This is a genomic window from Microbacterium sp. cx-59 (genome assembly GCF_020805625.1).
In the GTDB taxonomy this organism is placed as follows: Bacteria; Actinomycetota; Actinomycetes; order Actinomycetales; family Microbacteriaceae; genus Microbacterium.
The window spans coordinates 150,670-169,392 of record NZ_JAJHGO010000001.1; the positions used below are offsets into that span (position 1 = coordinate 150,670).

The window sequence follows — 18,723 nt, forward strand, 5'->3', positions numbered from 1 at the left end:
CCGGCTGCGGCGCGGCGGGTTATCGCTCGGTGTGGGCCGCGGTCGGCGCCCCTGGGGCAGACGGCGCCTTCCCCCCCGCGGGGGACGGCGCCGTTTCTTCCGCGGGTGACGGCGCTGTTTCTTCCGCGGGTGACGGCGCCGAATCGGATGCGGCGCGCACGGCGTCGAGTGCTTCGGCGAACTCCGGAGCGCTCAGACGCCGCGGTACGTTCTCGACGACAGGCGGTGCGGCGAGGGCATCGAGCTTCGTCTCATCGATTCCGGGGAAGCGGCGGGCGCTGACCAGTACTCGCGATTCCAGCGATCCGACGAACTTGTTGTACCCGTCGACCGTGCGCTGGATTCCGCGACGCAACTCTTCGACGTGCCCGGTGAGCCCGCCGAGCCGCTCGTACAGCTGCGCGCCGAGTGCGAAGAGTTCGCGGGCGTCATCGGAGACTGCCTGTTCGGTCCATGTGTAGGCGACGGTGCGCAGCACCGCCCAGAGGTTCACCGGAGAGGCGAGAGCGACGCGCTGCCGGAACGCGTGATCGAGGAGCGTCGGATCGTCTTCGAGGGCAGAAGCGAGCAGCGACTCGATCGGCACGAAGCAGATCACGAACTCGGGGCTCGAGTCGAGGCCGGCCCAGTAGCGCTTCTTCGCGAGTGCGTCGATGTGCGCGCGGAGCGCCTTCACGTGCCGGTCGCGCAGCATCCGACGCCGTGCCGCATCGTCGGCGGACGCCGAATCGGGGATGGCGCTGGCTTCGAGATACGCGTCGAGGGGCACCTTCGCGTCGACGGCGATCGCTTTGCCGCCCGGAAGCCGCACGATCATGTCGGGGCGTCCGGCGCCCGCATCCGAGGAGATCGAAGACTGCAGGTCGAAGTCGACGTGGCGGGTGAGTCCCGCAGCCTCCACCACACGACGCAGTTGCGCCTCGCCCCACACACCGCGCGCGCTGGTCGAACGCAGTGCACTGGAGAGCGATTCGGTCGTGGCGCGCAGCGCGTCGTCTGACTGCTGCGCGCGGCGGAGTTGCTCGGCGAGAGAACCGAACTGCGCGTGCCGTTCTCGTTCGAGCTCGTCGACTTTCTGCCGCATGTGCGTGAGCGACTCGCGAACCGGAGAAAGCGCCTGCAGAACGGTCTGCTCCCGGCGATCGCGTTCGTCTCGCGCTTGCTGCTGCACGCGATCGCGTTCGACGAACTCGCGGTACAGAAGCCCCTGCCGCTCCAGCTCGGCCCGTGCGGCACCTGCCGCAGACTCGGCAGCGGCCGCGCGCGCACCCAGTGCGGCCCGAGAGGACTCACCGCGAGATCGAGCGGCGAACCAGCCGAGGGCGATGCCCGCGACGAGGCAGATCAGCGCGACGGCGACGAGTGAGAGGTCCATGTCCCTAGCGTGGTGCAGGGGTCCGACATCGGTCAGGCGGCGACGGCCGCGGCCGCAGCAGGCGCCGGGATCGCGGCGATTCGTACGCCCGCGAGAGTTGCCAACTCGGTGATGTCGGATGCACCCCAACGTCGGGCGGCGTCGATCATGATGTGGGCGGAGGCGACCGCATCCGACGTCGCATCGTGGTGCACGAGGTCGGTGAAACCGGCCTCGGCCGCCGCGAACGGCAGTCGGTACGAGGGCAGGTCGTAGGTGCGGCGGGCCACCTGCACGCTGCAGGCGTAGCGGTAGGGCGGGCATTCGTCGCCGGTCGCCTCGCAGGCGCGTCGGAGGACAGCCATGTCGAAACCCGCGTTGTGGGCGACGAGGACGTCCGAACCCGTGAACGCGGCGAGGTCGTCGAGCTGGTCGCTCCAGCTCTTCGCGCCCCTGACGTGCTCGGGACGGATGCCGTGGATGCCGATGTTCAACTCGAAGAAGCGGTCGTGCCCTGCCGGCGGCCGGATGAGCCACCCGGCCGTGGCGACGATGCGGCCGTCGCGCACCCGCGCGAGGCCCACGCTGCAGGCGGAAGCGCTGGACGCATTCGCCGTCTCGAAGTCGATCGCGGTGAAATCCAGGGCCACGGGTCCACCCTCGCCGCGGCATCCCCGCACGCGGGCGAGGCGCGCCGGGCGGTGTCCGCATCCGTCGCCGACGGGTCGCGGTCGCGTGCGGTGCGGTGCTGAGCGGTGCTGAGCGGTGCGGTGCGGTGCGGTGTGTCGCGGTCGGGCGTGCGAGGTGTCACGAGATTCGGAGATGCGACGAGATTCGGAGGATCGGTGCCGGATCGCTCCGTATCCGGTGACATCTCCGAATCTCGTGACGGCACGAGCATGCGTCCCGGCCCGGGGCGGCCTCCGGATGCGGGCGCAGTCGGATGCGGCGCCCCCGCCGCCTAGACTGGGCTCCCGTGGCTCTTACCATCGGAATCGTCGGTCTCCCCAACGTCGGCAAGTCGACGCTCTTCAATGCGCTGACCAAGAACTCAGTGCTCGCGGCGAACTATCCGTTCGCGACGATCGAGCCGAACGTCGGGGTCGTGAACCTGCCGGACCCGCGGCTCGACACTCTCGCGGAGATCTTCTCGAGCGAGCGCATCCTGCCCGCCGCCGTGTCGTTCGTCGACATCGCGGGCATCGTGCGTGGCGCGAGCGAGGGGGAGGGGCTCGGCAATAAGTTCCTCGCCAACATCCGCGAGGCGGATGCGATCGCGCAGGTCGTGCGCGGTTTCGCCGACTCCGACGTCGTGCATGTCGACGGTGCGGTCGACCCGAAGAACGACATGGAGACCATCAACGCCGAGCTGCAGCTCGCCGACCTCGAGACCCTCGAGCGCGCCATCACGCGCTACGAGAAAGAGGTGCGCGGCAAGAAGCTCGACCCGTCGGTGCTCGAGGCCGCTGTCGCCGCGAAGGATGCGCTCGAGCGCGGCGTGCTCCTGTCCGCATCCGGAATCGACCTCGAACCCATCCGCGAGCTCGGGCTGCTGACCGCGAAGCCGTTCATCTTCGTGTTCAACGTCGATGAGGCCGTGTTGACGGATGCGTCGCGCAAAGCGGAACTCGCCGCGCTCGTCGCACCGGCCAAGGCCGTGTTCCTCGACGCGAAGATCGAGTCCGAGCTCATCGATCTCGACCCGGAGGACGCCGCAGAGCTGCTCGCGTCGACCGGCCAGGACGAGTCGGGTCTCGACCAGCTCGCCCGCATCGGCTTCGACACGCTGGGCCTGCAGACCTACCTCACGGCCGGTCCGAAGGAAGCGCGCGCGTGGACGATCGGCAAGGGCTGGAAGGCGCCGCAGGCGGCGGGCGTGATTCACACCGACTTCGAGAAGGGCTTCATCAAGGCCGAAGTCATCTCGTTCGGAGACCTCGTCGCGACCGGATCGGTCGCCGAGGCCCGCGCGAAGGGTAAGGCGCGCCTCGAGGGCAAGGACTACGTCATGCAGGACGGCGACGTCGTGGAGTTCCGCTTCAATGTGTAATTTCTGCTCTGATCAGGGGTTTTAATCAGGCTGAGAATGTTGAGATCTGATTCAATATCACGATGCACCTCGCGAGGAATGCGCTCGGCTAGCGATTTGACCGGATCCTGCTCAACGGTAGAGACTCGGCCGCTCGACGGCATGGGCCCGGCAGCGCGCATTTTTAGGTGGCCCGATGTCGGCTGGCACTGTTGGGACCATCTGGGCGTTGTGCCGCCGGGAATTAAGTGTGTGGTCGTGGGGTGCAGGCTGGTTCGCGGAGGGATGTCGAAGTCTTCCTGGCTGTAAGTTCTCACACGGACCATCCGTCGGAAGACCTCGACTTGCACAAGTCCATGTTTGCGACCCCTGACTTCACCACGTTCTGCCGTCTCGACGGGCTTGGCTTCGAGGTCGTCCGTCAGATGATCGAGCGTGGTTCGTGCGAGTGGACTGGATGTCAGGGCCCCAGCAACAATTGTCCCCATGGTCATTATGTGGCTACTTGCCATCCCGTGCCTCGCAGGGGCCGCCTGGATCGCGATGACGAAGTTGAAAGCGGCGTTCGCGCGTGACGACCTTCGAGGTCTCGCGGCCACGAAAGAGATCAGCTTTGCGGCTGCGGCACTCGCCGGAGGCATCATGTTCATCGCTCTGATGTCTGCGTCGGTGATCTTCCTCGTGGCGTTCATCGCGATGTGCATCGCGATGATCACGGCGTCTGTCACACGCGGACTCCTCCAGCGGGCCGAGCACCAAGGCTCTCCAACAGTGTGCGCTAACGTGCGATATCGCTGCGCTAAGACGTGGCGCGAGACAAAGTCCACGACCAAACGGTTCTTGACGCTCGCCGCGCCTGACGGGTGGCGGGAAGTTCGTATCACGGTCGACACCCTCGAAAATGTCGTCTCTGTTCCCACGATGCTCCGGGCCCTGGGGGTGATGTACATAGTCATCTTGGTCTTCGTGTTCGTCATGTCGTTTGTGGGCTTGACCGGTGCGAATGGTGACATCCAGGCGGCGGCGTTCTCCGCCGCAATCAGCTACAACATGTTGGCGGTCAGCTGTCTCCTCACCGTCACAGCCGTAATCTGCTTCGTGATCTTTCTCTTTCTTCGATGGGGCGACGTCCTACAGCGGCCATTGGGGGTCGGCTCTTATGTGCGCCGCGTCGCCACTTGGATTGGATACGGCGGCGCAGTCGGTGCCGTGATGGCCTCGCTCGTGCCGCTGGCGGGGCTTGCAGTGCCGAGCCTCGTGGGGCCGGCAGCGGGCACCTCAGCACTTAATACGATCACGCCGCGCTCGATGCTGGATTTTCCGGCCGCCGGGGCTGTCGCAGGCTATGCGTTCGGTCTGATCGTTGCGACGGCGTCCCTGTTTCCAGATTCGAAGAACAGTTGGCTTCGGCGCGTCCTGTGTCCAGGATTGTTCGTGGTGGTTCTCGTCGCGCTAAGCCATTTGCTGGGCGGCCCCCGTGGACTCCTTCGACCAGTTATTGACGCCGCTGCTCTGAGATCTGGGTTCAACGACGCATCGTGCACCAGTGCCGCGCCGACGGACATCGATTCGGGGAGTCTCGACGCGACGGCATGGGTCATCACCGCAATTGACCGATGCGGCAGCGGACTGCTCATCTCGACCACGGCCATTGGATGGATCGTTGTCATCGCGGCTCTCTTGGTCGGCGTCAGTCTGTTCGCCGTGGACATTCGCGTTCGGGCGCAGTCGGAAGACGAACGAAGCGGCGATCGCGGCCCCGCGAGCCCGGCGCCATCTCAGCGGCAGACCGGATCAACCTGAAGCGAAACATGGGCGTGAGGAACGAATCGGTGTCAACTCAACCTGTCACCAGTTCGTTTCTCACGCCCAGTCGTACTCGCTGCGCCGTCGAGTGCGGCGGTCGGCTTTGCTCCCGTTGACGCTCTCAGCGTCAGCACGCGGCATGATCGACGTGTGAGTTCCGAGTTCGACGGCCAGCCGTGGCGCCAGCGCCGCCGGCGTCCGGCGCGCACGAACGTGCCGGACCGCGTGTTCGATGGCGCAGCGTTCGCGGTCGCCGTCGTATCGCTCGTCATGTTGTTCTGCGGCCTCGGCATCGGTAAGCGGCGATCGATCGCGCTCGACGCCTCGGAAGTGCTCGTCGTCATCTGCGCCGCGATCATCGTGCTGCTGCTCGTCGTGGTGTGCATCGGACTGATCGTGCAGCGCGGCCAGTTGCCCTTCGGCCCCGCAGGAACAGTGATGCTCGCCGCGAGCTCGATCGTGTCGCCCATCGTGATCTGGGTGCGAAACGACGGCGTGCTCACGCCCACGACGACTCTCGCCATCCTGGTCAATGGGCTGTGCCTCATCGTGCTGTCGTTCGCCTTCGTGCTCACGCGTCGCCGCATCCGTCACGCGAAGCGTGGGACTCCGCGGGCGACGGCGGCGGATGGTGCCCGCGGCCGTCGCTAGATCGCCGCGCACCGTGGCCCTCGCGCGCTGTCGCCCTCGCGCACCGTGGCCCCACGCACAGTGGCCCTCGCGTGCAGCGTGGCCCTCGGCGCGACCACAAGGCCGGAATGTCGATCCCCCCGGCGGCGCGGACGCCCGCCTCCGACCCGCTCGGGGCTCACGTGGCGCGATGCGTCGAGTTCGGCAGCAGATTGCGACACGTGAGCGTGAATAACAGTGCCTCAAGTGTCGGAATCGGTCGCGAGCACCGACGGATTGCGACACGTGAGCGTGGACGCTCTCGTCAACACGCGAGCGTAGGTGAGCGTGCATGAGCGCGCCTCAGATGTCTGAATCGGTCGCGCGCGCCGGCGGATTGCGACACGTGAGCGTGTGGGAGAGTGCCTCAAGTGTCGGAATCGGTCGCGCGCGCCGGCGGATTGCGACACGTGAGCGCGTCCTTCCCGCGGGAGCGGGCGCGGGCGCGCGCGAGCGCGGGACGGGGCGGCCCGAAGTAAGCGAGCGAGGCTCGCCGCACACGGTGGCGCGCGGCGCGCGAACGTTAGGCTGGAACGTCGACACCCACCCCCGCGAGAGGATGCACGAATGCCGGACTCCCAGATCTTCGAGCCCGACGGCCGCGCCATCCCGTTCGAGGTGGAGGGCGACGGGCCCGCGGTCGTGCTGCTTCCCGGGCAGGGCCTGAACATCGGCTACCTCGGCCCGCTCGCGCATTCGGTGGCGCAGGAGGACTTCCACCTCATCCGGATCGGTGCCCGTCGACCCACGGATGCAGCCGTCACGCTGCACGATCTCGCCCAGGACGTCGTCGATGTCCTCGACCACCTCGGTGTGGCCGACGCGTGGGTCGGGGGACACGCCTTCGGCGGCACGGTCGCGCGCTTCGTGGCGATCGACCATCACGACCGCGTCAACGGCGTGTTGTTGCTCGGCGTCGAGGGCACCGCGGGGTCGGACGGTCCGGATGACGGCACCGACGTCGCCCGCGACAAAGACCTCGAGGCCATGCAGCGCGCGGCGCGCGAAGCGACCGGTGAACTGTCGGCGCTCGCCGATGGCGTGCCCGTGCTCATCATCCAGGGCACGGAGGACACCATCACTCCGACGGCGAACGGCGAGCTGCTGCGCGCCGCGGCGCCCGGCCTCGTCAGCGTCGTCGCGGTCGAGGGCGGCGGGCATCTCTTCCCCGCGACCCACGTCGGCGCGACGTCCTGGGCCATCGAGGACTACCTCGACTGGGACTGACCCTCATCTCGAACGACCCTCGGTGACGGCGGATTCGGCTGACCCCCGTTCGGAGTGCATACGATCGAGAGATGACCGAATCTCTCGTCCTCGTGGCCAACTCCGGTGATGGCAGCATCAGCACCTTCCGATTCTCCGACGGCGCGCTCGAGCGCATCGCGCTCACCGAAGGACTGACCGGAACGTCGACGTTCGCCGTCGATTCCGCGCGGGGCCTGGTCTACGCGGGCGTCAAGGGACGTACGAAAGAAGAGTCGCCCGGCATCGTCACGCTTCGTCTCGACCGCGCGAGCGGCGCGCTCGAGCAGATCTCGCGCCTCGACCTGGTGGGCGGCGGCATGAACTACCTCAGCCTGTCGCACGACGGAACGGTGCTGCTCGGCGCCTCGTACGGCGGCGGCTTCGGTATCAGCGCTCCCATCGTCGACGGCGTGGTCGGCGAGCCGGCCTCCCGCATCGAGTTCCCGAACCTGCACTCGGTGCTGCCGAGCGCCGACGGGCAGAATGCCTACTTCGTCTCCCTCGGCGCCGATCTGATCGCCCAGTACGCGCTGGCGGATGACGCGACCCTCACGCCGCTCGACCCCCCGACGGTCGCGGCGCCGGCCGGCAGCGGCCCGCGCCACCTGGTGCTGAACGCGGCCCAGGACGCGGTCTACGTGCTGACGGAGTTCTCGGCCGAGGTGTTGCACTACACGCGCGACACCGCGACCGGCGCGCTGACCCTCCAGGGTGCTGCGGACGCGTTCGACCCGACGCGCGGCCTCACGCGCAGCCGCTTCGGCGCCGACCCGCGGGCGGAGCACCTCATCTGGGGAGCCGATCTGCACCTCGCCGATGACGGAAAACGACTCTGGGCCTCCGAGCGCTCCGAGAGCACGCTCGGCGCCGTCCTCGTCGCCGAGGACGGTTCTCTCACCGCGCCCACCCGGTTCGTCGACACCGAGCCGCAGCCGCGCGGGTTCCACATCAGCGCGGACGGCGCGTATCTGGTCGCCGCGGGCGAGCAGTCCACGACCGTCTCGCTGTACGCCGTGCACGGCGACGACCTCGACCTGCAGGGTCAGGCCGAGACCGGCCGCACCGCGAGCTGGGTGCGGTTCGTCTGACGTGCGCCGGACTTGACGGGGCGCCGGACCTGACCGGACCACACCGGTCATTCAGCCGCGCGCCCTAGCCTCGCGGGGTGCAGAAGCCCACGCGCCTCGAACGACGCCTCGACGATCGGGCCCACCGCATCCTGCGCCGCGCCCCGAGCACCGGCTGGCGGGGCGCGCTCGTCGAGATCGGCGTCTTCTTCGCGAAGCAGGCGTGGGCCTGCGTGTTCGGGGCCCTGCTGCTCGCCGTGATCCTCGCCGTCCGCCTCTGGTATCCGGATGCGGCCCCGCTCGCCCGGAACGATGCCCTGACGATCGCCGCCGTGCTGATCCAGATCGGCATGATCGCGGCGGGCCTGGAGAACCGCCGCGAGCTCTGGGTGATCGTGGCGTTCCACATCACAGGGACGGCGATGGAGATCTTCAAGACCGACGCGGGATCGTGGATGTACGACGCCGGCGGGGTGCTGCGGATCGCCGGAGTGCCGCTGTTCAGCGGGTTCATGTACGCCGCCGTCGGGTCGTACATGGTGCGCGTGTACCGGCTCTTCGACATCCGGTTCCGGCGGTATCCGCCGGTCTGGGCGACCGTGATCGTCGCGGCCGCGATCTACGCGAACTTCTTCCTGCATCACTTCTGGTGGGATGCCCGCTGGGTGCTGATGGTCGCCGTCGTCGCCCTCTGGCTGCCCACGGTTCTGCACGCGCGAGTGTGGCGCGCGCGCCTGCGCCTGCCGCTCCTGGTGGTGTTCGCGGGGGTCGCGGCCGTCATCTACCTCGCCGAGAACATCAGCACCTGGGCCGGTGCCTGGCTGTATCCGAACCAGGTGGACGGGTGGGAGCCCGTGTCGCTGTCGAAGCTGAGTTCGTGGTTCTTGCTCATGATCGTGTCGGTCGTGCTGGTCACCCTCGTGTATCCGCCGCGCGCCCCGCGCCCGGCCGCCACCCGTGTGCGCGGGGTGGTGCGCGGACCCGCCCGCCGGTGACAGGATTGACGGATGACCGCCACACTCGTCGCCCGAGACCTGGCCGGCGGGTACGGCCACCGCACGCTCTTCGACTCGCTCGATCTGACCGTCGCCCCCGGTGATGTCGTCGGGGTGGTCGGCGCGAACGGCGCCGGAAAGTCGACGCTGCTGCGATTGCTCGCCGGCATCGATGAGCCCCAGGGCGGTACGATCTCGCTCGCCCCGGCCGACGCCTTCGTCGGCTGGCTTCCGCAGGAGCACGAGCGCGTCGCGGGAGAGACGGTCGCCGCCTACATCGCCCGGCGCACGGGCTGTGCCGAAGCGACCCGCGTGATGGATGCATCCGCCGCCGCGCTCGGCGACCCGTCGCTCGCGGAGGGTTCCGGCATCGACCCCGCCGACGCCTACTCGACGGCGCTGGACCGATGGCTCGCGAGCGGCGCGGCCGACCTCGATGAGCGCCTTCCCGTGGTGCTGGCCGATCTGGGGCTCGATCTCGGTGGCGTGCCGGCGGATGTGGCGACCATGACCTCTCTCTCGGGCGGGCAGGCCGCGCGCGTCGGGCTCGCGGCTCTGCTGCTCAGTCGCTTCGACGTCGTGCTGCTCGACGAACCGACCAACGACCTCGACCTCGACGGACTCGAGCGGCTCGAGGCGTTCGTACGCGGACTCCGGGGCGGCGCCGTGCTGGTCAGTCACGATCGGGAGTTCCTCGCGCGCGCGGTCACCCGCGTGCTCGAGCTCGATCTCGCGCAGGCGTCGAATCGCGTGTTCGGCGGCGGATACGACGCGTACCTCGAGGAGCGCGCGACGGTGCGCCGCCACGCGCGGGAGAAGTACGACGAGTTCGCCGACAAGAAGGCTGATCTCGTCTCCCGCGCCCGCACGCAGCGCGAGTGGTCGAGTCAGGGCGTGCGAAACGCCATGAAGAAGTCGCCCGACAACGACAAGATCCGGCGCAAGGCCGCTGCCGAGTCGAGCGAGAAGCAGGCGCAGAAGGTACGGCAGATGGAGAGTCGGATCGCGCGACTCGACGAGGTCGACGAGCCGCGCAAGGAGTGGCAGCTCGAGTTCACGATCGGGGCGGCTCCGCGCTCCAGCTCTGTGGTCGCGACGCTCTCCGGTGCGGTGTTCCGCCAGGGCTCGTTCACCCTCGGCCCGGTCTCGTTGCAGATCAACGCGGGGGAGCGCATCGGCATCACCGGCCCGAACGGGGCCGGCAAGTCGACCCTGCTCCGTGCGCTGCTCGGAACCCAGCAGCCCGACGAGGGCACCGCGAGCCTGGGCGCGAACGTGCAGATCGGCGAGATCGACCAGGCGCGGTCGTTGCTCGCCGGGACGCAGCCGCTCGCGGATGCCTTCGAAGCGCTCGTGCCGACGCTCGCCTCCGCAGACGTGCGCACGCTTCTCGCGAAGTTCGGGCTGAAGGCCGACCATGTCGGGCGCCCCGTCGATGAGCTGTCACCGGGCGAACGCACGCGCGCGGGGCTCGCCCTCCTGCAGGCCCGGGGGATCAACGTCCTCGTCCTCGACGAGCCGACGAACCACCTCGATCTGCCGGCCATCGAACAGCTCGAGCAGGCGCTGGAGTCGTACGACGGCACCCTTCTGCTCGTCACGCACGATCGCCGCATGCTCTCGACGGTGCGCACCGATCGGCATTGGCGGGTCGACGGCGGTCAGGTCACCGAAGCGTAGGAGGAATGCGGCGGGTCAGCGACCCTGGCGCTTCTTGTACGGCTTCGGCTGGCCCTTCACCACGGGCGTGCGCCCTTTGCCCTTTGATGCTTTCGCTTTGCCGCCCGCCGGAACGACCGGCTTCTTCGCGGGGGCGGGCGCGGCGGCGATCTCCTGCTTGGCATCGACGAGCAGTAGCGCCCCGGCGGGCGTCAGCGTCGTCGGGGCATCGCGGGTGATCAGCGGCTGCCCGATCTCGGATTCGAGCTTGTCGATCGACGAGTAGAGCGAGGCGAGCGGGATGCCGAGGGTGCCCGCAGCGCGCGGAAAGTGGAGTTCTTCGGCGACGGCGACGAAGCGCTCGAGCAGCGTGAGGTTCACAGGGGGCCTTTCGTCGGCCGATGCGGATGGCGACCGTACCCAGGCTAACGCCGGGTGCGCGGCCCCGCGGAAGGCGCCGGCGATCGGCCCTGCGGGGCGGCGGACCGCATCCGCCCCGCAGACACCACCCGTACTACGCGTCGGTGTTCGTTCCCGGCGCATCGCCGGCGTCGCGAATGGTCTGCAGCTCGGCGGTCTCGGAGCGCACCTCGCTGTTGCGCTTCAGTCGCGCGATGACGAACAGCACCGAACCGATGACGATGTAGACGAGCGAACCGAGCCACACGGCACCGGACTGCTGGGCGAGCAGCACGACGCTCGCGATGATCGCCAGGATCGGTACGACGCGCGGCACGGAGAAGTGCGAGTGCTCGACCTTGTCCTTCTTCAGCACGAGCACGCTCACGTTCGCCGCGAGGAAGACCAGGAGGAGGAGCAGCACGGTCGTCTCGGCGAGCGATGACACATCGCCGAGGAACGACAGGGCGATCGTGGCCCCCGCGACGACGACGATCGAGACCCACGGGGTCTGACGCTTCGGCAGGACGCGTCCGAATGCGCGGGGGAGGAGTCCCGAACGCGCCAGGCCGTAGCCCACGCGGCTGGCCATCACCATGAAGAGCAGGGCACCGTTCGCGATCGCGATCAGCGCGATGATGCCGAAGAGCCACGCGGGCACCCCGACTCCGCTCGCCGCGACGACGTCGAGCAGCGGGCCACTCGATTCGGCGAGCTCTGCGGGCGGCAGCACGATGACAGCACCGATGGCGATCAGCAGGTACACGACGGCCGCCGTGATGATCGCGCCGAAGAGCGCGCGCGGGTAGTTCTTGGAGGGATTCTTGACCTCTTCGGCCATGTTCGCGGCGGCCTCGAACCCGAGGAACGAGAAGAACGCGATGACGGATGCGGCGAACGCGCCCTGCAGTGGCGGCACGTCCGGGGCGAACTCGAAGATGCGGCCGGGGTCGCCGTTTCCGGCGCCGAAGGCGATCGCCGCGACGACGATGACGATCACGAGACCGGACACCTCGATGATGGCGGCGACGAAGTTGGCGCTGAGCGATTCTTTGACCCCCCGGAGGTTGATGAGCGTCAGCAGGACGATGAAGACGGCCGCGGCGGGGGCGGCCGGCACGTCGATGAGCGCGGCGAGGTAGTCGCCCGCGAACGCGTTCGCGAGGGCCGCGGCCGTCGTGATGCCCGACGCCATCATCAGGAATCCCACGAGGAACGACAGGTAAGGGATGTGGAACGCCCGGTCCACGTAGCGGGCGGCGCCACCCGCGTGCGGGTACTTGGTGATGAGTTCGGCGTACGTACCGGCCGTCAGCAGCGCCACTACGAGGGCGATCAGGAGGGGCAGCCAGATCACACCGCCGACATCCGCCGCCATCGTGCCGACGAGTGTGTAGATGCCGGCACCGAGGGTGTCGCCCACGATGAAGGCGAACAACAACCACCCGCCGACCGCGCGCTTGAGTCCGCCGCCGCTCTTCGCTTCGCTCGCTGAGATGTCCGTTGCCATCGCACCACTTCAGCGGCTTCGACGCTCGCACGCAACGACCTGGCCACGGTTGCCGCGGTGCCCTTCAGTGTGCTAGTCGCGCGCGGACGTCGCTTTCGTGATGCATCGCGTGCCGGCACTGCCTAGAGTTTTCGACCGCCGGAATCAAGGGCGACCGGATGCGGAGTCGCCCGTGCCAGCATGGCGTCATGACGCTGACTGTCGACCTGGACACTCTTTCCGAATGGCTGCCTCGTCAGCGCTGGTACGCGACCAAGGGACGCGTGCCCCGGCTTCGGGTCATCGCCGCGATGGCGGTTCCCTCGCCCGACCCGGATGCGGAGATCGCCGTCCACCTCGTGATCGACGAAGCGCACGAGGCGCCGGTGCTGTACCAGGTGCCCGTCGTGTCCCGCTCGGCGGCGGTCGATGACGGCGCGGGCGCCCTGATCGGTCGAGTGGGCGATCGGTGGCTCTACGACGGACCCCACGATGCCGCGTATGCGCAGGCCCTGGTGGCCGCGATGGCCGACAGTGCCCGGGTCGACGTTGCCGGTGCGAGCCTGCGCGGGCAGGTGTTCTCGGCGCCCGGTCGAGTGACGCGGGCGCACGTGCTCTCGGGAGAGCAATCGAACACGTCGCTCGTTTGCGAGGTCGAGGGCGGGTCGACGCCGACCGCGATCGTCAAGGTCTTCCGGGTGCTGCACCACGGCGAGAACCCCGACGTCACCACCCAGAGCGCTCTGACCGCCGCCGGATCGCACCGCGTGCCGGCATCGCTCGGAGCGCTCGTCGGCACCTGGCCGGATCCCGGTCGCGCCGACGGCGAGGCGCGCGGACACCTGGCCTTCGCGCAGGAGTTCCTCTCCGGGCTGCAGGACGCCTGGGTCGTCGCGCGGGATGCCGCCTCGCGCGGTGAGGACTTCAGCATCCCGGCCCGTGATCTCGGTGTGGCCGTCGCGGAGGTGCACGCGACGCTCCGCAGCGCCCTCCCGGTCGTTCCCGCGGGCCCGGCCGAGATCGAATCGGCGCTCGTCAGCCTGCGCCGTCGCCTCGCGATCGCCGTGCGCGAGGTTCCGGCGCTCGAGCCGCTCGCTCCGCGCATCGAGGCCCTGTATCGCGCCATCGCGGGGATGGCCTGGCCGGCGCTGCAGCGGATCCACGGCGATTTGCACCTCGGCCAGGCGGTGCGCTCGCCCGAGCTCGGCTGGGTCCTGCTCGATTTCGAGGGGGAGCCGCTGCGGCCGATGCCGGAGCGATCACGCCCCGACCTTCCGCTTCGGGATGTGGCCGGAATGCTCCGCTCGTTCGACTACGTCGCCGGCTCGCTCGCGCAAGAGACCCCACCGATCGACGCGGCATCCTGGGCCTCCACCGCGAGGAACGCGTTCCTCGACGGGTACGTGGCCGCATCCGGCGACGACGTACGTTCGCGTCGCGCGCTGCTCGACGCGTTCGAGATCGACAAGGCGGTGTACGAGGCGATCTACGAGGTGCGCAACCGCCCGGCGTGGATCGGGATCCCGCTGACGGCGATCACCCGTCTCGTCGATCGTTCCTCGCCCCCGGTCTGAGCGGGCGCGGCCGAACGCGATCGGGGCGGTCGAGCGAGGGGGGTGGTCAGCGACTCCAGCCGGAGACGTTGAACCAGGCGGCGCGATCGGCGGCCTCGGTGTCATCTTCCGCTCCGCGAAACGCATCGTGCAGTGCGAGCACGCCGTCGGCCACCGCGGCGAACCCCCAGCACTCCGGGCAGAGCGCGCGCCCGTGCGGAAAACCGTTCGGCAGCGGGTGCGCGGGCTCTGCGGGAGTGCCGGAGCCGGGGCACGCCGCCGCATCCGCCTGCCGGTCCGACCACATTCGGCTCGTGCCCGCGCGGTTGTGTAGACCGGCGTGGCCGCGGGGGCGCGTGCACACCGCGCCGTGCGACCGGCTGCGGCACCATTGCGCGCTCGGAAAAGTCACCGGAACCGCCGGGTGACCGTGCGCAACATGGCAGAACGGGAGGGCAGGCCGGTCGTGACGTGGCTCATGGGTCGATTCTTCCCGAGTTGTGCACGCGGGCGGCCGAGCAGGGCCGTGCCATCGCGGCACAGCGTCCCGGTCGCCCCTCGGCGAGGCCGTGCCCGAGCGCGCCGAACGGCGCTCGGCCCGCGGAGGCGAGCACCGGGTCTAGCATGGTGAGCATGTCTGCACCCCAGCCGATCCAGCTCCAGCCCGCTCCCGCCCCCGAGAACCTTCTTCCGGTGATCGAGGATGCCGCATCCGGATGCTGCGGCGGCGGCTCCTGCAGCGTCTGATCGTCCCGACGCCTCGCGCCGGGTGATCACCGGGGCACAATCCCGAACGATCACTCCGGTGCTGCCGGCAGCCTGATCGCCTGACGCGGTCAGTGACCGGCCGGAATCCCCACGCTGTCGTCGGGCTTCCGGATGAAGAACGCGCTGATGATCGTCGGAATCGCGACGATCGCGGCGAACAGGAACGCTCCGCGCGCACCCGCCGCCCACGCGGCCTGATCGCTCGCCGCACCTGCAACGTAGCCGGCGTTCATGATCGTGATCATGACGGCGATGCCGGCGGCTCCCGCCACCTGCTGCACGGTGCTCACGATCGCGCTGCCGTGCGAGTAGAAGCGCGGTTCGAGCGAGCCGAGCGACGCCGTGAACAGCGGGGTGAACGACATTGCGAGACCGAGCGACAGGAACGTCTGGGTGACCAGCAGCTCCCAGATCGGCGTCGTCTCGCTCAGGGTCGTGAAGACCCAGAGAAGAACCACCACGAGGATCGACCCGGGGAGCAGCAGCACGCGCGGGCCCCAGCGGTCGTAGATCCGGCCGATGAGGGGGCCAGCGAGGCCCATGGCGAGCGAGCCGGGTAGCACGACGAGGCCGGTTTCGAGCGGGCTCAGGCCCATGGCGTTCTGCGCGAAGAGCGGCAGCACGGTAATCGTGCCGAAGAATGCGAGCGACATCACGGCGAAGTGCGCGACCGACAGCGAGAAGTTGCCGGAACGGAAGACGCGCAGATCCAGCAGGGCGTCGTCGGTCTTCTGCAGGCGCAGCTGACGCCACACGAACAGCGCGAGCGACACCACACCGATGGAGAGCGCCACCCAGAGGGTGAGCGCCGATGCCGTTGCGGCGGCGTCCGCATCCGCTCCGCCGCCGTGCGACGAGCCGCCGCCGATCTGCGCGAGACCGTAGACCAGGCCGCCGAAACCGAACGCCGACAGCACGATCGACAGGATGTCGACCCGCGCCCGGCGCTTCTCGCCGATGTTGTGGATCAGGCGCGCGCCGACGCCGAGCGCGACGAGCGCGATCGGGAGAACGACGCCGAAGATCCAGCGCCAGCTGAAGTTGTCGAGGATGAATCCCGAAAGGGTCGGGCCGATCGCCGGGGCGAGGGCCATGACGATGCTGATACGGCCCATCATGCGCCCCCGCGTCTGCGGCGGAACGAGGGTCATCACGGTCGTCATGAGCAGCGGCATCATGATCGCGGTGCCGGAGGCCTGCACGACGCGGGCGATCAGGAGCACCTCGAAGCCGGGAGCGAGGAAAGCGATCAGGGTGCCGGCGGAGAACAGCGACATCGCCGTGACGAACACGGCGCGAGTCGTCAGGCGCTGGAGCAGGAAGCCCGTAATCGGGATGACCACGGCCATCGTCAGCATGAAGGCCGTCGTCAGCCACTGGGCGAGCACCGCGGTGATACCGAGGTCGGTGATCAGGTGCGGGATCGCCACACCCATCGTCGTCTCGTTCAAGATCGCGACGAACGCGGCGGCGAGCAGCAACCAGATCACGCGGTTGTCGTTGCGGGTGACCGGCGTGGCGGTGCCGGGGCGAGAAAGGGAACCGGTCTGAACGGCATCGACGTGCATCGTCGTCTCCTCAAGAGGCGGGGTACGGGGATGTGCCGGAACCGGCGAACGTGAAGACTAACGGCGGCCGGTGACATCGCATTCCCGTTTTCGTGAACGGATGCAGATCCGCCCGCCCGCCGCGGTCGCTCCCGCCACTTCCGGGCCGGCGTGCGCGAGACAGATCTAGGCTGTGCGGATGAGCATGCCCATGGGACCGCAGCGTCCTGTGTCGTTCCGCCGTGCGGATGCATCGAGTCAGCGCGCGGTCAACGCGCAGGCGCCGCGCATCGACCACCTCGGCGCCCGCGTCGCGGCGCTGTTCCGGCCCTACCGCACCCGTCTCGTGTTCACGGCGGGTCTCGTCGTCATCGGTGCGGCGATCGCGGTCGTGCCGCCGCTCATCGTGCAGCGCATCTTCGACGACGCGCTCTTCCCGACCGACGGCGGTGCGGTCGACATGAGTCTGCTGCTGCGTCTGGTCGGCATCATGACCGCCCTCTTCTTCTTCTCCGCGGGGCTGCAGGTGCTGCAGACCTGGCTCACCTCTACCGTCGGCAACAACGTCACGGGCGACCTCCGGGTGCGCCTGTTCGAGCATCTCCAGGCCATGGAGCTGGGCTTCTTCACGCGCACCAAGACCGGGGCGATCCAGTCGCGTCTGCAGAACGACGTCGGCGCGGTGTCGGACGTGCTGACGAACACCATGACGAGCATCCTCGGCAACACGGTCACCGTCATCGCCTCGCTCGTCGCGATGATCCTGATCGACTGGCGCCTGACGATCGTCGCCGTGTTCATGATGCCGATCCTCGCGCTGATCCAGCGCCGGGTCGGGCAGGTGCGGGCGCGGATCGCGGGCCAGACGCAGGAGTCGTTGTCGGAGTTGTCCGCCATCACCCAGGAGAGCCTGAGCGTGTCCGGCATCCTGCTCGCCAAGTCGTTCAACCGACAGGGCGACGAGTCGCGCCGGTACCGCACCGAGAGTCTCGTGCAGGTGCGGCTGCAGGTGCGACAGGCGATGAGCGGGCAGGGGTTCTTCGCGCTCGTCGGCGTGATCATCGCCAGCGTGCCCGCCGTCATCTACCTCATGTCGGGTATCTTCCTCTCCGACGGCGCGGACGGCGCCGCCACGATCACGGCCGGCACGATCGTGGCGTTCACGACGGTGCAGGCGCGCCTGCTGCAGCCGCTCATGGGCCTCATGCGCGTGGCGCTCGATCTGCAGACCTCGGCGGCGGTCTTCGCGCGCATCTTCGAGTACCTCGACCTGAGGCCGGCGATCCAGGATTCGCCCGGCGCGATCGACGTCGCCGGGGCTCCCGGCCCGGTCGGGCGGGTGGAGCTGCGGAACGTGTCGTTCCGCTACCCGGGAGCGACCGACGAGTCGCGGCCGACGCTCGCCGACGTCTCGTTCGTCGCCGAGCCGGGCCAGCACGTCGCGCTCGTCGGCCCGAGCGGGGCCGGGAAGACGACCGTGCTGTACCTCGTGCCGCGGCTCTACGAGGCGAGCGCCGGCAGCGTGCTCTTCGCGGGAGCCGACGTCCGCGACCTCACCACCGCATCCATCATCGATCGCATCGGCATCGTGTCGCAGGAGACGTACCTGTTCCACGCGACCGTCCGCGAGAACCTGAGGTATGCGAAGCCGGACGCGACGGATGCGGAACTCGAAGCCGCGTGCCGCGCCGCCAACATCCACCACGTGATCGAGGGATTCGAGCAGGGGTACGACACGGTCGTGGGGGAGCGCGGCTATCGACTGTCGGGCGGTGAGAAGCAACGCATCGCCATCGCACGGGTGCTGTTGAAGGACCCGCCGGTGCTGCTTCTCGACGAGGCGACCTCGGCGCTCGACACCGTCTCGGAGCGTCTCGTGCAGGCCGCCCTCGACACCGCCGCGCACGGTCGCACGACGATCACCGTCGCGCACCGGTTGTCGACCGTCGTCGGGGCCGACGTCATCCACGTCGTCGACGGCGGGCGCATCGTCGAGTCGGGCACCCACCAGGATCTGCTCGCCCGCGGCGGGCTCTACGCCGATCTCGCGGCCGAGCAGATCGCGGCCGCCCGGATCATCGTCGACGAGAGCGCCTGACCCAACCCCTGCCCGGCCCGCCGTGTCGGGCTGCCCCGACCG

Annotated in this window: 15 protein-coding genes; 9 read left to right on the top strand and 6 right to left on the bottom strand. The window is 68.9% G+C overall.

Translation table 11 applies throughout. The features are described from left to right. Positions 1-19: 19 nt before the first annotated feature. Both rmuC and LMI96_RS00675 read right to left on the bottom strand, forming a co-directional pair. The gene (gene rmuC / locus LMI96_RS00670) at positions 20-1,375 is read right to left on the bottom strand and encodes a DNA recombination protein RmuC (protein ID WP_228360117.1); all 1,356 of its coding nucleotides are present in this window, start codon (positions 1,373-1,375) and stop codon (positions 20-22) included. Positions 1,376-1,407: 32 nt separating this feature from the next. Beyond that, the gene (locus tag LMI96_RS00675) at positions 1,408-2,004 is read right to left on the bottom strand and encodes an exonuclease domain-containing protein (protein ID WP_223720683.1); all 597 of its coding nucleotides are present in this window, start codon (positions 2,002-2,004) and stop codon (positions 1,408-1,410) included. Positions 2,005-2,330: 326 nt separating this feature from the next. Here LMI96_RS00675 and ychF point away from each other — a divergent pair, with 326 nt between their 5' ends. From ychF to LMI96_RS00710, 7 genes are all read left to right on the top strand, one after another. Beyond that, the gene (ychF, locus tag LMI96_RS00680) at positions 2,331-3,404 is read left to right on the top strand and encodes a redox-regulated ATPase YchF (protein ID WP_228360118.1); all 1,074 of its coding nucleotides are present in this window, start codon (positions 2,331-2,333) and stop codon (positions 3,402-3,404) included. Positions 3,405-3,869: 465 nt separating this feature from the next. Beyond that, on the top strand, positions 3,870-5,186 hold the full coding sequence (locus tag LMI96_RS00685) for a hypothetical protein (protein ID WP_228360119.1): 1,317 nt from the start codon (positions 3,870-3,872) through the stop codon (positions 5,184-5,186). Between the two features lie 153 nt (positions 5,187-5,339). Continuing rightward, positions 5,340-5,840, top strand: coding sequence for a hypothetical protein (locus LMI96_RS00690; protein WP_223720689.1), 501 nt, complete (start codon positions 5,340-5,342; stop codon positions 5,838-5,840). Positions 5,841-6,425: 585 nt separating this feature from the next. Further along, on the top strand, positions 6,426-7,085 hold the full coding sequence (locus LMI96_RS00695) for an alpha/beta fold hydrolase (protein ID WP_223720690.1): 660 nt from the start codon (positions 6,426-6,428) through the stop codon (positions 7,083-7,085). Between the two features lie 71 nt (positions 7,086-7,156). After that, positions 7,157-8,194, top strand: coding sequence for a beta-propeller fold lactonase family protein (locus tag LMI96_RS00700; RefSeq protein ID WP_228360120.1), 1,038 nt, complete (start codon positions 7,157-7,159; stop codon positions 8,192-8,194). Positions 8,195-8,271: 77 nt separating this feature from the next. Further along, positions 8,272-9,168, top strand: a complete 897-nt coding sequence (locus tag LMI96_RS00705) for a DUF817 domain-containing protein (RefSeq protein WP_228360121.1) — start codon at positions 8,272-8,274, stop codon at positions 9,166-9,168. 12 nt (positions 9,169-9,180) lie between these two features. Further along, complete coding sequence (locus LMI96_RS00710) at positions 9,181-10,848, top strand: ABC-F family ATP-binding cassette domain-containing protein (RefSeq protein ID WP_228360122.1); 1,668 nt, start codon at positions 9,181-9,183, stop codon at positions 10,846-10,848. Positions 10,849-10,863: 15 nt separating this feature from the next. Here LMI96_RS00710 and LMI96_RS00715 read toward each other — a convergent pair whose 3' ends face one another. Beyond that, positions 10,864-11,208, bottom strand: coding sequence for a LysR family transcriptional regulator (locus LMI96_RS00715; RefSeq protein WP_223720694.1), 345 nt, complete (start codon positions 11,206-11,208; stop codon positions 10,864-10,866). Between the two features lie 133 nt (positions 11,209-11,341). Further along, positions 11,342-12,736, bottom strand: coding sequence for an APC family permease (locus LMI96_RS00720; RefSeq protein ID WP_228360123.1), 1,395 nt, complete (start codon positions 12,734-12,736; stop codon positions 11,342-11,344). Positions 12,737-12,924: 188 nt separating this feature from the next. Between LMI96_RS00720 and LMI96_RS00725 the strand changes: the two genes are divergently transcribed. Continuing rightward, positions 12,925-14,289 carry a phosphotransferase gene (locus LMI96_RS00725; protein WP_228360124.1) on the top strand — a complete coding sequence of 455 codons (1,365 nt, stop codon included), beginning with the start codon at positions 12,925-12,927 and terminating at the stop codon, positions 14,287-14,289. A 46-nt stretch (positions 14,290-14,335) separates the two neighbouring features. Here LMI96_RS00725 and LMI96_RS00730 read toward each other — a convergent pair whose 3' ends face one another. Beyond that, entirely contained in the window at positions 14,336-14,575 is a 240-nt protein-coding gene (locus tag LMI96_RS00730) for a hypothetical protein (protein ID WP_228360125.1), read from the bottom strand. A 529-nt stretch (positions 14,576-15,104) separates the two neighbouring features. After that, a complete protein-coding gene (locus LMI96_RS00735; RefSeq protein WP_228360126.1) occupies positions 15,105-16,604 on the bottom strand; it encodes an MDR family MFS transporter in 1,500 nt (499 codons plus the stop codon). A 184-nt stretch (positions 16,605-16,788) separates the two neighbouring features. Here LMI96_RS00735 and LMI96_RS00740 point away from each other — a divergent pair, with 184 nt between their 5' ends. Continuing rightward, entirely contained in the window at positions 16,789-18,681 is a 1,893-nt protein-coding gene (locus tag LMI96_RS00740) for an ABC transporter ATP-binding protein (RefSeq protein ID WP_374197899.1), read from the top strand. Positions 18,682-18,723 lie beyond the last annotated feature (42 nt).

Excerpts from the sequence above, each read along its gene's own strand:
- rmuC (WP_228360117.1), bottom strand. The coding sequence starts at position 1,375 with ATGGACCTCTCACTCGTCGCCGTCGCGCTGATCTGCCTCGTCGCGGGC.
- LMI96_RS00685 (WP_228360119.1), top strand. The coding sequence starts at position 3,870 with ATGGTCATTATGTGGCTACTTGCCATCCCGTGCCTCGCAGGGGCCGCC.
- LMI96_RS00695 (WP_223720690.1), top strand. The coding sequence starts at position 6,426 with ATGCCGGACTCCCAGATCTTCGAGCCCGACGGCCGCGCCATCCCGTTC.
- LMI96_RS00700 (WP_228360120.1), top strand. The coding sequence starts at position 7,157 with ATGACCGAATCTCTCGTCCTCGTGGCCAACTCCGGTGATGGCAGCATC.
- LMI96_RS00710 (WP_228360122.1), top strand. The coding sequence starts at position 9,181 with ATGACCGCCACACTCGTCGCCCGAGACCTGGCCGGCGGGTACGGCCAC.
- LMI96_RS00720 (WP_228360123.1), bottom strand. The coding sequence starts at position 12,736 with ATGGCAACGGACATCTCAGCGAGCGAAGCGAAGAGCGGCGGCGGACTC.
- LMI96_RS00725 (WP_228360124.1), top strand. The coding sequence starts at position 12,925 with ATGACGCTGACTGTCGACCTGGACACTCTTTCCGAATGGCTGCCTCGT.
- LMI96_RS00730 (WP_228360125.1), bottom strand. The coding sequence starts at position 14,575 with ATGTGGTCGGACCGGCAGGCGGATGCGGCGGCGTGCCCCGGCTCCGGC.
- LMI96_RS00735 (WP_228360126.1), bottom strand. The coding sequence starts at position 16,604 with ATGCACGTCGATGCCGTTCAGACCGGTTCCCTTTCTCGCCCCGGCACC.
- LMI96_RS00740 (WP_374197899.1), top strand. The coding sequence starts at position 16,789 with ATGCCCATGGGACCGCAGCGTCCTGTGTCGTTCCGCCGTGCGGATGCA.